This window comes from Vibrio aquaticus, from assembly GCF_003970385.1.
Lineage (GTDB): Bacteria > Pseudomonadota > Gammaproteobacteria > Enterobacterales > Vibrionaceae > Vibrio > Vibrio aquaticus.
Window position 1 is genome coordinate 12420 of record NZ_RXZH01000010.1, and the last position, 13421, is coordinate 25840.

The window sequence follows — 13421 nt, forward strand, 5'->3', positions numbered from 1 at the left end:
ATAAATCGCAATTAAACTCGCTTCGGCGAGTTTTTTTATGGGTTCACGTTACGATTGATAGGGTTTTGCAATGAGATTAACGTCTCGGTTGATTGGACTTCATCGATGGCTTGTAGCTTATCAATAAGCACATATTGCAACTCTTCTATCGAACGACACATCAACTTAACGAAGATATTGTAAGCCCCCGTCGTATAGTAAGCTTCAACCACCTCCTCTAATGCATTGAGCTTTTCAAGTGCAGAATGGTAATCGCGCGCGGCATTCAAGTTGATCCCAATAAAACAGCACACGTCATAACCAAGCTTCTTGGTATCCACGATGACTTCCGTTCCCTGAATAATATCGGCTGACTTCATCTTTTCTATCCGCACGTGGATAGTGGCTGGGCTGACTTCAAAAAGCTTGGCCATCTCTGCGTAAGGAGTACGAGCATCTTCCATCAATGTCTTTAAAATCGCTTTATCCAGGTCATCTAACTTCATACTTTGAGTGTGCATTCTTTCGGGTCGCTCATGTTAACATCATGGAATAAGTACAAATTATCACCATTGATGATACAATTAAACTCATTCTTCCATTCAATTTAAGACTTCCAATTAGTGCGCTTTTGTCTCTTATTTCTTACTGCTTTCGTAAGCTTTTTCGCTACAGCTGATGATAAAGACGTGCTGATCGTCCACTCCTATCATCATGGCTTCTTCTGGACCGACAGCTTCCAAGACGGGCTTGAGGTGGGTCTTAAAGGCAAAGATATTTCAACGCGAGTGCTCTATTTAGACTCAAAGCGTTCACAGACTGACGCTTATTTAGATCGGCTGTACCAGTTATACAAAACCAAGTTTGAGCAAGAGTCATTTCGGGCCGTGGTTGTCAGTGACAATAACGCTTTGAGCTTAATGAATCGGTTGGCACCAGAGTTAGGAGATACACCGGTTATTTTTGGTGGGATTAACAATTACTCTCCCGAGCTGCATGCCGAGCTTCACTCTACCGGTGTGATTGAAGATATCGATCTCTATAGCAACATCTCTTTGATTGAACGCCTGCAGTCCGACATTGAGTCGATCTACATCATTAGTGACTACTCGGTCACAGGAGATGCGGTTCGCCAGCAGACGAAACGATTCCTCACTAATCATCCTAAATACCAAAATAAAGTCATTTCAGTGGTACCAGAAAGCTATAGTGAGCTTTTGACATTTGTTGCTAGCTTAGACGAAAGCAGCAGCGTGTTGTTTTGGGTCTATTATAGAGATAGAAACGGAACGGTGAGAACCGAACTCAGCCAGTGGAAGCAGCTGAATGAAGTGTCAAAGGCGCCAATTTACATGGTTCATGACTTAGGTTTGGGTTACGGTGCGGTAGGGGGCGTAATCCAAAATGGTAAGGCACATGGCCAGAAAACGGCGGACATTTTACTCGATGTATTGGCTCATCCAGAAAAGTCGTTACCGAAAGTCAGTGTGGGTATCCCTGAAATTAAACTCGATTATCAAGCGGTGCTGAAGTGGGGGCTTGGTATTGAAGGTGAAGCGGCGTCGGTGATCTTCAATAAACCGCTCTCGTTTGCTCAGCGTTACCGAAGTGAACTGCGATTATTGGGTAGTGTGGTCTTAGTACTCTCGGGCGTCATACTCGCGTTGGTTTACTATCTAAGCCGAATCAAGCGCAGTGAGCAAATGGCCAAAGAGAGCCAAACGCTGATTGAAATGGTCTTTGATCAAAGTTATCACTTTATTGGCTTGCTGGATAAAAACGGCACAGTGACCTCAAGTAACAGCAAACTTCAGCAACTACTTTATGACCAAAACTATCAGGTTGAACGACCTGTATGGCAGCACCCGCACTGGGAAGATGCGGCGGCAACTCAGCTCAAAAGTTATTTTAATGGCGATAGCAATGATTCAGTGACTCAGTTTGAAGCGGAAATATGGAACGCTGAGCATGGTTCATTGGTACTAGAACTGTCGTTAAAACCGATCCCATCACTCAATAATGAGCAGCAATACCTGCTGGAAGCTCGTGATATCTCCTCAAGGAAAATAACCGAAGAGCGTCTGTTTCAACGCGAAGCGAACCTAAGTCATTACTACGACCAACAGCCAGTGATGATGCTAACGCTGGATGAACAAAATCGCATCCAACAAGCGAACCAGTTTGCAGAGCAGCTCTTGGGTTATACCTCTGAGCAATTACTAGGTCATCGTCCAAGAGAGTTCTACCTCGACCCAAATGCATTAATACCTCGTCAGGTGTTGTTACAACCTCAGCAAGCGATCAAAGGAGTCTGGAGACGAGATATTGAGTATCGTCACGCAGATGGTCATACCGTGTGGATTCGCGAAAATATTCGTCCATTGGTAGAGTCGGGCCACCTATTGATTGTGGGTGAAGACGTTACAGAAACTCGCCAATTGTCTGAGCAGCTCCAATACCAAGCACAACATGACTTACTGACTGGCACTTATAGCCGTAATTACTTTGAGCAAGAGCTGATAAAAGCGCTGCAAGAAGTGGAAAGCTATACTCGAACCCATGCGATGTTGTATATCGACTTGGATCAGCTAAAGGTGCTCAATGACACCGCTGGCCATGATGCAGGCGACGCCGCGATTCAATTTTGTGCCAGCATGTTGGAAGAGATCTTGCCATATAACACAATATTGGCACGTATGGGCGGTGATGAGTTTGCCATTCTATTTAAAGACTGCACTGAAACCGACACCAAGAAGCTCGCATCATCGATCATTAATACCCTCGGTGAGTACCCATTTGTTTGGGAAGATATCCGCCTTAGCTTGAACTGCTCTATCGGCATTCGTTTGATTGACCATACCGCGTTGTCACCACAAATGGTTCATGCGCAGGCCGACACCGCTTGCCACATCGCCAAAGAAGAAGGGCGTAACCGCTTCAGCTTATATTGCCTTGATGACAAAGAACTGCGTCGTCGAGAGCAAGAAATGGAAAGTGTTAACTTGGTACATAACGCATTGGCGAACGACCGCATTGAACTGTTTGCTCAACAAATCTTAGATCTTAAAGATAACTCAGAAGGCATTCACTTCGAGATTCTGATTCGAATCAAGAATGCGCAAGGAGAGTACATTTCTCCTGGGATCTTTATGCCTGCATCGGAACGATACAATATTGCCCACTTGTTGGATAAACAGGTCGTTACCCAGACATTAGATTGGTTTGCCACCCACCCAAGAGAGTTAGAGGCTCTGGGTATGTGCGCAATTAACTTGTCTGGTCATTCGATGGGTAACAAAGAATTTATCGCGTTTCTCTTGGATAAGTTGCAAAGCAGCCCAGTACCGTGTGACAAAATTTGTTTAGAGATCACCGAAACAGCAGCCATGAGTAATATGAATCAAGCCATAGAGTTCTTTACTCAATTGAAAGAGCTTGGTTGCTGGATTGCCTTAGATGATTTCGGTTCGGGCCTGTCTTCATTTGGTTATTTGAAAAAGCTGCCTGTTGATATTGTGAAGATTGATGGCTTGTTTGTTCGTGATATTGATGTCAACGAAATGGACCATTTGATGGTGCGCTCGATTAACGATCTCGCGAGACAGATGGGCAAAAAAACCGTGGCTGAATTTGTCGAAAATACCCGAATCATCGATCAACTGGTTGAGCTCGAAGTGGACTATGCTCAAGGCTATATCATTGGCAAGCCAAAGCCGTTGGGCGAACTCGTACAAGAGCTGATGCACAAGCAGAAAGCTTAGTACCTAATTAGAAAATCCAGTACACTGCGCACAGATATCGTAATCGGCTTTGGAGCACTTCGTGCAACTACAACTTCAATGTGAAGACTCAACTCAACTCGACCGTTTTCAACAGCTCACCGCACGCTGGGGGCTGACTCATGATCAAGACAGTCTTTTCGCTTTAGTGCTGACGGCGGAACGTCTTGAGCTGCGTAAGCTCGATGAGCCAAAGTTGGGCGCGATTTTTGTTGATCTTGCCGGTGGGGCTGTCGCTCATCGTCGTAAGTTTGGTGGCGGTAAAGGGCAGGCAATTGCCAAAGCTGCAGGCCTCAATAAAGGTACGACACCGACCATTCTAGATGGTACAGCGGGCTTGGGCCGAGATGCGTTCGTGTTGGCTTCATTGGGTTGTAAAGTTCAAATGGTTGAACGTCACCCAGTGGTCGCAGCGTTACTTGATGATGGCTTAGAGCGCGCTAAACAAGACGCTGAAATTGGCGGATGGGTGAGTGAAAGAATGTCGCTCATTCACGCATCAAGCCTCAATGCGCTTGATGATCTCGCCCAAGATGAAGAATTTGCTAAGCCTGATGTTGTGTACCTCGATCCAATGTACCCACACCCAGAAAACAAAAAGAAAAGCGCTCTGGTTAAGAAAGAGATGCGAGTTTTCCAATCTTTAGTCGGCGCTGACTTAGATGCTGATGGATTGCTAGAGCCTGCTTTAGCGTTAGCGACTAAACGAGTTGTAGTAAAACGCCCGGATTATGCCGACTGGTTACATGAACAAAAGCCGTCAATGGCGATCGAGACCAAAAAGAACCGCTTTGATGTTTATGTCATTGCTTCAATGACTTAGTGAACAGAGTAAAAAACTGACGATTTTATTGCTTGCGCATCAATACTTTTGAAGGTATATCTTACTAAGAACTATTCGTATTCTTAGCTAAGGTTGTGGGTGTGGCTAAACGTCTGTGTAAGATGAATCGCAAACAAATTGCAGAAAACTTGGGAGATATTCACCGCCTTGTCGTTGAACCTAAGTTTGTATGTCGATCCTGTGCTCGTTCGTCATCGGACAACGCTAGTCTGTGCAAGCCTGCAGCGATTCCTCCTCAAGCCTGCCAAGATAAGCCTATCAGTGAGCAACAGAAATGCGGCTTATTAATCGAAGCATTACCTAAACCTCAGCAATCACCACAAAAAGCCGAAGCGGTTCGTCGCATTGTAGATCGAGTGAAGCACAAAGCTCAGCAAGATAAGTCCGTTGTGCGTGAAGATAGTATCGAAGCAACTGCATTAGAGTTAGTCGACAAAAAGGCGATTAAGAAAGCGAAGAAGGCCGCTAAGAAGCAATTTAAGCAGCAGAAAAAGCTGATTAAGCTGGCGAAAAAGCAACACAAGCTGATGAAGAAACAAAGGAAGCTAGAAGCGAGTATTGAATACTCTCAAAAGCAGTTGGCGGTTATCCCGCAAGAGAGCTCAGCTTGCAAAGGTGCTAATCTGCACTAATCAAACCGGTATTAAAAAAATCGCCCTCCAAACGGAGGGCGATTTTTTTATGCTTGGTAGCTTTGCTCAACTCTGCGTTTTACCCAGGTTTCATTGACCCAAAGAGACAACAAGATAATTGCACCACCAATGGCTAATTGTGGGATATCAACATCGCGATTCCAGATAACTATGTTAACGATCAAGCCGGCAGGAACGAGGGCATTGTTCATCACAGCCAGCGCGCCGGCATTAACCATGGTTGCACCTTTGTTCCACGCAAAGTAACCCAGGCCAGATGCAATTAATCCTAAGTAGGTTAATACGCCCCACTGAGTGCTGGTGGTTGGTAGCTTATCTAGGTTACCCATTAAGGCGAAAGCCACGGTTGCCACACACAGAGCACCTAAGTAGAAATAACCAAAGATCGTGTGCTGAGGCAGTTCAACTTCATACTGCTCCATTAAATGTTTATAACCGACTTGGCCTATCGCAAAACAGATGTTCGCCCCTTGAACGACTAAAAAGCCCGCTACAAAGTTTTCGTTGACGCCGGCAAACTTAATGAAGGCCGCACCTGCTACCGCAATGACCGCGCTAACCAAATACCAAGGTGAGAAACGACGTTTCAGTAAATCATAAATCAGAGTGACGTAGATCGGCGTGAAGACGGTGAAAAGTAGCACTTCTGGAACAGAAAGCAGTAGGAAAGATTGGTAGTAGAAGCAGTACATTAAACCGAGTTGGAATCCGCCAACGGTCATTAACTTAGCAATCAGTCTTTTATCGACCCCTTTGAATTTAAGGAACGGCAAAAAGACCAAGCTTGCCAACGCGACACGCATGAAAACGGAAAACCATGAATCAACCTGACCGGCAAGATAGACACCAATCAGGCTGAATGAAAATGCCCACAGAAGAGTGACGGCAGAAAGATAACCCATAACTAAGACTCATTATCAAAAATTATGGGCGCAGTTTATACCAATATCGCTCACGAATCAGTCTTTCAGTGGTACAACCAACATATCGACTGGCGAACAGTTGATTAACTGACGCGTTGAGGAAAGCAGCTTACTCCAGAAATCTTGATGATGGCCGCACACAACCAAATCAATATTGAACTCTTTGATGGTATCGCACAGCTCATTACTTAAGTCGCCACTGCCGACCAAGGTATGTTTCACAGGGAAGTTAGCGTGTTCGGCTAGGTTCTGTAACTGGCGCTGAGACGCTTCAATTGCCTGATGCTGGGTTTCCGCAAGGTTAATATCAATTAAGCCAGTATAGAGCTCAGCGTAGTTCACATCGATATGAACAAAGGAAAGATCTGCGCCCAGTGGTTTGGCTAACGCGACGCTCTTCTCGACCAACAGCTTGCTGTCTTCAGACAGGTCAATGGCAACCAAAATATGTCGATAACTCATGATGCTATCTCCTTGTAGAGGGTACTGATTAAAGATTAGCACCTTCGTTAGGCAAATTTTGTAGAAGTGATCTCAGATCCACATTTGTTAAACAAAGTGTTAAGGTGGCGATAATGATATAGTCAATTTAACTTCATAGACTTAGTAGGAGTAGCAAATGCTTTCTCAAGCAATGGTTGAACAATTGAATGAGCAAATTAATCTCGAATTTTTCTCATCCAATCTATACTTACAAATGAGTGCTTGGTGTGAAGACAAAGGATTCGAAGGCGCCGCTGAATTTTTACGTGCGCACGCCGTAGAAGAAATGGAGCACATGCAACGTCTTTTCACTTACGTGAGCGAGACAGGCGCAATGCCAATTTTGGGTGCGATTGAAGCACCAAAGCACGAGTTCAATAGTCTGGGTGATGTATTTCGCGAGACGTTTGAACATGAACAAATGATTACTGAGAAGATCAATAAACTGGCTCATGTCGCGTTTACTTCTCAAGACTATTCTACGTTCAACTTCTTACAGTGGTACGTTGCTGAGCAGCACGAGGAAGAGAAGTTATTTAAAGGGATCTTAGATAAGCTGGATCTAGTAGGTGAAGATGGCAAAGCGCTGTTCTTTATCGACAAAGATTTAGCTGCTTTGGCAAAAGAAGGTTCATCTTCAATTATGGATGCCCCTGCTGAATAAACTTCAGCAAAAGACACTCTAAGCAGATCGTCTTTTTCTCCGGGGATGCATGAAGATGTAGGGAGGAAAAGATGATCAGTGCAGACACAATTCTATTCGCATTAATGATGGTAACCATCGTCAATATGGCGCGTTACCTTACCGCATTACGCTCTCTCATTTACATTATGCGAGAAGCGCACCCCTTGCTTTATCAACAAGTCGATGGCAATGGTTTCTTTACCACCCACGGCAACGTGACCAAGCAGTTTCGACTTTTCCATTACCTGAAGAGCAAAGAGTACCACCATCACCATGATGAGGTATTTACTGGTAAATGCGATCGTGTCAGAGAGTTGTTTATTCTCTCAACGTCACTGTTGGCTGTAACCTTACTGGCAGCGATGATTCTTTAGCCACTCAATTGGCTTTCCAATGAAAAGTCGATAGAATAAGCGTTCGAATTACAAAGGATGTGCGTTATGCACATCCTTTTTTATTGGTTATTTGTGAGTAGTTTTCATGTCTGAAAAGTTTGATGTCGTCATCATCGGTGCCGGTGCTGCAGGGTTAATGTGTGCGGCAGAAGCGGGTAAACGAGGTCGTAAAACCTTGGTACTAGACCACGCGAAAAAACCGGGGCGTAAAATCCTTATTGCGGGTGGCGGTCGATGCAACTTCACCAACTACGATGTTTCTGCGAACAATTTCCTATGTCAGAACCCTCACTTTGTGAAATCGGCGTTGTCTCAATACACCAACTGGGATTTTATCTCGATGGTGAGCAAGCACGGTATTGAGTTTGAAGAGCGCGATCACGGTCAGCTATTTTGTGTTGGTGACTATGACTCAAAAGACATCGTTAAGATGATGCTCGCTGAGTGTGATTTACCAAATGTCAGTCAGCGCTATCAGCAAGATATCCACCAAATCGAAAAGACTGAAGCTGGTTTTACACTGCGTACCAATACCAGCGAGATTGAATGTGAGTCGCTGGTGGTCGCGACAGGCGGCTTATCAATGCCGAAATTGGGCGCTACGCCATTTGGTTATAAGATTGCTGAGCAGTTTGGCCTAGAGATCGTCTCAACTACCGCTGGTCTTGTGCCATTTACATTGCACAAAGAAGACAAAGAAGCCTTTGCTGAATTGTCTGGGATTGCGATTCCTGCTGAGATCACCGCGCAAGACGGAACGGTATTTAAAGAAGCGTTGCTGTTTACTCACCGTGGTTTATCTGGCCCATCGGTACTTCAAATATCATCTTTCTGGAAAGCGGGTGAGAAAGTGACGATTAACTTAGTACCAGAAGCCGATATCGATGAATTGCTCGAACGTTCACTTGAAAAGCACCCAAACCAGAGCCTTAAAAACACCCTAGCTAAGGTTCTGCCAAAGCGCTTAGTCGAAGTGTTGATTGATAGAAAAGTGCTGCAAGATAAGCCACTTAAGCAGTTTAATCCCAAGCAGCTTAAAGAGATCACTCATACGTTAGAGAACTGGCAGATCATGCCGAATGGCACGGAAGGCTACCGAACAGCCGAAGTGACTTTGGGCGGCGTAAATACCAAGCACATCTCCTCTAAAACAATGGAGTGTAACCAGGTCAACGGGTTGTACTTTATCGGTGAAGTGATGGACGTGACCGGCTGGTTGGGCGGCTACAACTTCCAATGGTGCTGGAGCTCAGGCTTTGCTGCCGGACAAAGGGTCTAACTTTCTCTGATAATTTCCGATTAGAGTTCATTCATGCGACTACACTTATTTTAGTAATAAGGGTGTCAAAGGAGTGAACTCTATGAGCCAACAAGCACTTATCTCACGTATTAACGAGTTGCCACGTATTGAGAGCGTTCTTCAAGAGCTGCTTGAGATGGTTAACCGTGATTCCATCGACTTTGGGGAATTGGCCCACAAAATGGCGATGGATCAAGTGTTATTGGCAAGAGTGCTCAGGATGGCCAATTCTGCTCAATTTGGCGGAATCAAAGGCGTCTCCAACATTAACGATGCCATCGTTCGTATCGGTATTGGTGCGATTCGAAACCTCATTTCATCTTCGATACTTGCTTCAACCTTCCCGAAAATTGAAACTCTCAATATCAAAGACTATTGGGCCGGGACGTTTGAGGTGGCCACCATTGCCAGTGCCATCGCCAAAGACATTAAGCTCGACCCCAATGAAGCGTTTACCACCGGAGTTTTACACAACATTGGTGAGTTGATGATTCATACCTTAGAACCTGAAAAAGCGGTGATCATCAGTCACCGTATTGAAAGTGGTGAAAATCCTGCGCAAGTTCAGCGAGAGCTGCTCGGTGTCGATGCCCAGCAGCTAGGCGCGGTATTGGCTGAAAGCTGGATGTTCCCCAATCAACTGGTCGATGCGATCGCTAATGTGAATCACCCAGCCAAAGCGGTGGAGTCTAAACGTTTAGCATGCTTGATGTATCTAGCGCGTGACGCACACCAACGCTGGGATAATATGCTTGATGTGGATGAAAAACAGCGCTATCTCGCCAATAGTAAAGCGGCGCAAGCACTGCACGTGTCGCCTTTACTGGTTGAAAAAATCGATGAGATAAGAGGTCAGGGAAGTGAACTTGCCTATCAACTGTTTGACGGTTAACAGGCAAGGTTAATTAAATGTTAAGTGGTTTGTTTTGACGGATCTTTTTTGCCAAATTTGATCTGTTGGATCACAAGACCAGTGATAATCAACAATAGGCCGATTAGGGTTGTTGGATGTATTTGCTCACCAATGATGGTGGCCAGTAGCACCAGCGAAATAAACGGTGAAGCAAAAATAAGGTTACTGATTCGAGCCGTATTTTCCGTTGCTTTTAGGGCGCTTAGCCACAAGACGAACGTCACGCCCATTTCAAATAAACCCACGTAAGTCACCGCTAACCAACCTTGAGTGGTAATCTGAGCAAAGCTTTCACCTTCATAGAGGGTTAAGCCGATAGCAAAAGGGATCGCCACTAAAAAGCCCAACAACACGCCTACCACTGGATCGGCTTTATTCTTGGCATTGAGGATCCAATATCCTGCCCATAATAACGTTGATAGCAGCGCTAAACCCACACCTAATGGGCTATCAAAGTTCAGTCCTAAGATGTCGCCCTTAGTCGCAATCACAATCACGCCAATGTAGCTGAACGTACAGGCAATCCAGTCTTGCTTGCGGATTTTTTGGCCTAAGAATACCGCTGCCATCAGGGTTAATGTAATCGCCCAGCTGTAATTGATTGCTTGAGCTTGAGAGGCAGGCAATAAGTCATAGGCTTTAAACAAGATGATGTAATACGCCAGTGGGTTAACTAAGCCCAGTAACAAGTAATACCAAGGGTTAGAAAGAAAGGTGCTTGGCAGCAACTTGAGTTTGCCAGACACGGCACAAATCACGAGCAGCGCAAAGGCCGAGACAATACTCGCGATCGTTAGCATTTGAATGGGAGAAAACTCAGCCAAAGTCAGCTTGAAAGCCGTGGCGACCGTTGACCAGAGTAGTACAGCAGATAGACCTAATCCTAAAGCGCGGCGCTCGTTCATGATGTTCCTTATGCAAAACCAACGACTTATTGTTCACTGATTCATTGAGAGTGGTACAGAGTACGGAGCGCCTAGTCTAGCTGTTCGATATCTAGCCGACAAACTGGACATTTATCCAGTGGTAAAATACCATTGAAAACATCAAAGTTTGAAAAGTTAAATCATTATTATGCAATGGATTCTTGAGCATCAAAGCGTGTTGGTCAGTGGCTTAGCAGGCGCGATTACCAGTGGTGTCGCGGTAGGCTGGTGGGTGAAGCAGAAAATGCGTTTTGATAATCAGCTTTTAGAGCAGCAATTGGAATCAAATCAGCAATTATCGACCAGTCAAATCACCCAATTACGAAAAGAGCTGGCTGAAGCTCAAGATGAGTTAGATGAGCTTGATACTGAACGTGATAAAGCGGCCTACGAGCTAAAACAGTCTCATGGCAAACTGATGGCGGTATTGGAAAAGCTGCGTTACTTCGATGCTGTGAAGCAGGAGCGCCAGCAATACGCCGACGACCTTAATCAGGTACGAGAGCATAAATCACAACTTGAAGCGCAATTGCGTGAACAAGAAGCTCGCCATGAACAAGAGAACAAAGCCAATCAAGAAAAGCTGCAGCTGTTAGAACAAGCAGAAGAGCGTCTAAAGCAGCAATTTGAACACTTGGCGAATCAACTTTTCGAAGCAAAAACCGCTAAAGTCGATCAACAAAACCGCCAGAGTCTGGATGGTTTGCTTTCGCCACTGCGTGAGCAACTGGAAGGCTTTAAAAAGCAAGTTAATGACAGCTTTAATCAAGAAGCCAAAGAACGCCACACCTTGGTACATGAGCTTAAGAACCTACAGCGTCTTAATGAGCAAATGACCAAAGAAGCCCTCAATCTGACCCAAGCCTTAAAAGGGGATAACAAGCAGCAGGGTAATTGGGGCGAAGTGGTGTTGGCGCGCGTGTTAGCCGAATCGGGATTGCGCGAAGGTCACGAGTACCAAACCCAAGTGAGTTTGCAAAATGAGGCAGGTAAGCGTTATCAGCCGGATGTGATTGTTCACTTACCTCAAGACAAGCAAGTGGTGGTCGATTCGAAAATGGCGCTGGTGGCCTACGAGCGCTACTTCAATGCGGAAAACGACCATGAACGTGACAGAGCGCTAAGTGACCACTTACTTGCCTTGCGTGCCCATATTAAAGGGTTATCACAGAAGGATTACCATCAACTGAAAGGCATTCAAAGCTTAGACTATGTGTTGATGTTCATTCCGGTCGAACCGGCTTTTCAGGTCGCTATTCAAGCTGACCCAAGTTTGGTTAAAGACGCCATGGAGCAAAATATTATCTTGGTCAGCCCAACCACTTTACTAGTGGCACTGCGCACCATTGATAACTTGTGGCGCAATGAACGACAAAACCAGAATGCGCAAATCATCGCTGAGCGAGCAAGTAAGCTTTACGACAAGCTGCGTCTGTTTGTTGATGATATGGAAAGCTTGGGCGGCGCATTGGACAAAGCTAACCAGAATTACCAAGGCGCAATGAATAAGCTAGCGACAGGACGTGGCAACGTGATTCGCCAAGCAGAAAGCTTTAAACAGCTGGGGGTTGAAGTGAAAAAACCGATCTCTAATGAACTTGCGCAGCTTGCTCAACATGATGGCCTCACAGAAAAGAATGTATTGAATAAAAATGATTCTTTCCTCGAAAGACATCCGGATGAGGATAAAGTAAACTAATCGCCCGCAGCGCTTAGGTCGTATTATTTTAAAGCGCTGCTCGAAGAGGAATCATCATGACGGATACAAGCGTGCAATCGAATACAGCTTTAGAATCAAATGAAACCACGCATTTTGGTTTCACAACCGTAGCGAAAGACGAGAAAGTGACGAAAGTTGCTGAGGTTTTCCACTCTGTGGCAGCCAAGTACGACATTATGAATGACTTAATGTCGGGTGGTATCCACCGTCTATGGAAGCGTTTCACTATCGATTGTAGTGGTGTTCGTCCTGGTCAGCGTGTGCTTGACCTTGGTGGTGGTACTGGTGACCTGACGGCTAAGTTTTCACGCATCGTGGGTGAAAAAGGTCATGTGATCCTAGCAGACATCAACAACTCAATGCTGAATGTCGGTCGTGATAAGCTTCGCGACAGCGGCATTGTTGGTAATGTTCACTACGTTCAAGCGAACGCAGAAGAACTGCCGTTCCCTGATGACTACTTCGATGCCATCACGATCAGCTTCTGTCTACGTAACGTAACAGACAAAGACAAAGCGCTTCGCTCAATGTTCCGAGTGCTTAAGCCTGGTGGCCGTCTATTGGTTCTTGAGTTCTCTAAGCCAGTGCTTGAGCCATTATCAAAAATCTACGATACCTATTCTTTCCACCTATTGCCGAAAATGGGTGAGCTGGTTGCGAACGACGCAGAAAGCTACCGTTACCTCGCGGAATCTATCCGTATGCACCCAAATCAAGAAACCTTGAAAGGCATGATGGAAGAAGCAGGCTTTGAAAACACCAGTTACTACAACCTAACCGGTGGTATTGTTGCGCTTCACCGTGGTTACAAATTCTAAGGT

The 13421-nt window shown here is 45.3% G+C and carries 13 protein-coding genes; 9 read left to right on the plus strand and 4 right to left on the minus strand.

Annotated features, from left to right (window positions below; translation table 11 throughout):
• Nucleotides 1-35: 35 nt before the first annotated feature.
• Complete coding sequence (asnC, locus tag EJ063_RS17160; protein WP_126575553.1) at nucleotides 36-500, minus strand: transcriptional regulator AsnC; 465 nt, start codon at nucleotides 498-500, stop codon at nucleotides 36-38.
• Nucleotides 501-602: 102 nt separating this feature from the next.
• On the opposite strand from asnC, the gene EJ063_RS17165 reads away from it, so the two are divergent.
• The 3 genes from EJ063_RS17165 to EJ063_RS17175 all read left to right on the plus strand — a co-directional run bounded on the left by EJ063_RS17165 (nucleotide 603) and on the right by EJ063_RS17175 (nucleotide 5234).
• Complete coding sequence (locus EJ063_RS17165) at nucleotides 603-3740, plus strand: EAL domain-containing protein (RefSeq protein ID WP_126575554.1); 3138 nt, start codon at nucleotides 603-605, stop codon at nucleotides 3738-3740.
• Nucleotides 3741-3801: 61 nt separating this feature from the next.
• A complete protein-coding gene (locus tag EJ063_RS17170) occupies nucleotides 3802-4581 on the plus strand; it encodes a class I SAM-dependent methyltransferase (protein ID WP_126575555.1) in 780 nt (259 codons plus the stop codon).
• 101 nt (nucleotides 4582-4682) lie between these two features.
• Nucleotides 4683-5234 (plus strand): hypothetical protein, encoded by a 552-nt coding sequence (locus tag EJ063_RS17175; RefSeq protein ID WP_126575556.1) that lies wholly within the window; start codon nucleotides 4683-4685, stop codon nucleotides 5232-5234.
• Between the two features lie 47 nt (nucleotides 5235-5281).
• Here the strand turns inward: EJ063_RS17175 and EJ063_RS17180 are convergent, their stop codons facing one another.
• Nucleotides 5282-6157: a carboxylate/amino acid/amine transporter gene (locus EJ063_RS17180; protein WP_126575557.1), complete on the minus strand. Its 876-nt coding sequence runs from the start codon at nucleotides 6155-6157 to the stop codon at nucleotides 5282-5284.
• Nucleotides 6158-6214: 57 nt separating this feature from the next.
• A complete protein-coding gene (locus EJ063_RS17185; protein ID WP_126575558.1) occupies nucleotides 6215-6640 on the minus strand; it encodes a universal stress protein in 426 nt (141 codons plus the stop codon).
• A 157-nt stretch (nucleotides 6641-6797) separates the two neighbouring features.
• Between EJ063_RS17185 and ftnA the strand changes: the two genes are divergently transcribed.
• From ftnA to EJ063_RS17205, 4 genes are all read left to right on the plus strand, one after another.
• Nucleotides 6798-7325, plus strand: a complete 528-nt coding sequence (gene ftnA, locus EJ063_RS17190; protein WP_004409725.1) for a non-heme ferritin — start codon at nucleotides 6798-6800, stop codon at nucleotides 7323-7325.
• A 71-nt stretch (nucleotides 7326-7396) separates the two neighbouring features.
• The gene (gene uspB / locus EJ063_RS17195) at nucleotides 7397-7720 is read left to right on the plus strand and encodes a universal stress protein UspB (protein ID WP_126575559.1); all 324 of its coding nucleotides are present in this window, start codon (nucleotides 7397-7399) and stop codon (nucleotides 7718-7720) included.
• Between the two features lie 106 nt (nucleotides 7721-7826).
• Nucleotides 7827-9020 (plus strand): BaiN/RdsA family NAD(P)/FAD-dependent oxidoreductase, encoded by a 1194-nt coding sequence (locus EJ063_RS17200; RefSeq protein ID WP_126575560.1) that lies wholly within the window; start codon nucleotides 7827-7829, stop codon nucleotides 9018-9020.
• 82 nt (nucleotides 9021-9102) lie between these two features.
• The gene (locus EJ063_RS17205; protein WP_126575561.1) at nucleotides 9103-9933 is read left to right on the plus strand and encodes an HDOD domain-containing protein; all 831 of its coding nucleotides are present in this window, start codon (nucleotides 9103-9105) and stop codon (nucleotides 9931-9933) included.
• Between the two features lie 20 nt (nucleotides 9934-9953).
• On the opposite strand, the gene EJ063_RS17210 is transcribed toward EJ063_RS17205, so the two are convergent.
• A complete protein-coding gene (locus EJ063_RS17210) occupies nucleotides 9954-10859 on the minus strand; it encodes a DMT family transporter (protein ID WP_126575562.1) in 906 nt (301 codons plus the stop codon).
• A 169-nt stretch (nucleotides 10860-11028) separates the two neighbouring features.
• On the opposite strand from EJ063_RS17210, the gene rmuC reads away from it, so the two are divergent.
• Both rmuC and ubiE read left to right on the plus strand, forming a co-directional pair.
• On the plus strand, nucleotides 11029-12579 hold the full coding sequence (rmuC, locus tag EJ063_RS17215) for a DNA recombination protein RmuC (RefSeq protein ID WP_126575563.1): 1551 nt from the start codon (nucleotides 11029-11031) through the stop codon (nucleotides 12577-12579).
• Nucleotides 12580-12635: 56 nt separating this feature from the next.
• Nucleotides 12636-13418: a bifunctional demethylmenaquinone methyltransferase/2-methoxy-6-polyprenyl-1,4-benzoquinol methylase UbiE gene (gene ubiE / locus EJ063_RS17220; protein ID WP_126575564.1), complete on the plus strand. Its 783-nt coding sequence runs from the start codon at nucleotides 12636-12638 to the stop codon at nucleotides 13416-13418.
• Nucleotides 13419-13421: the final 3 nt, after the last annotated feature.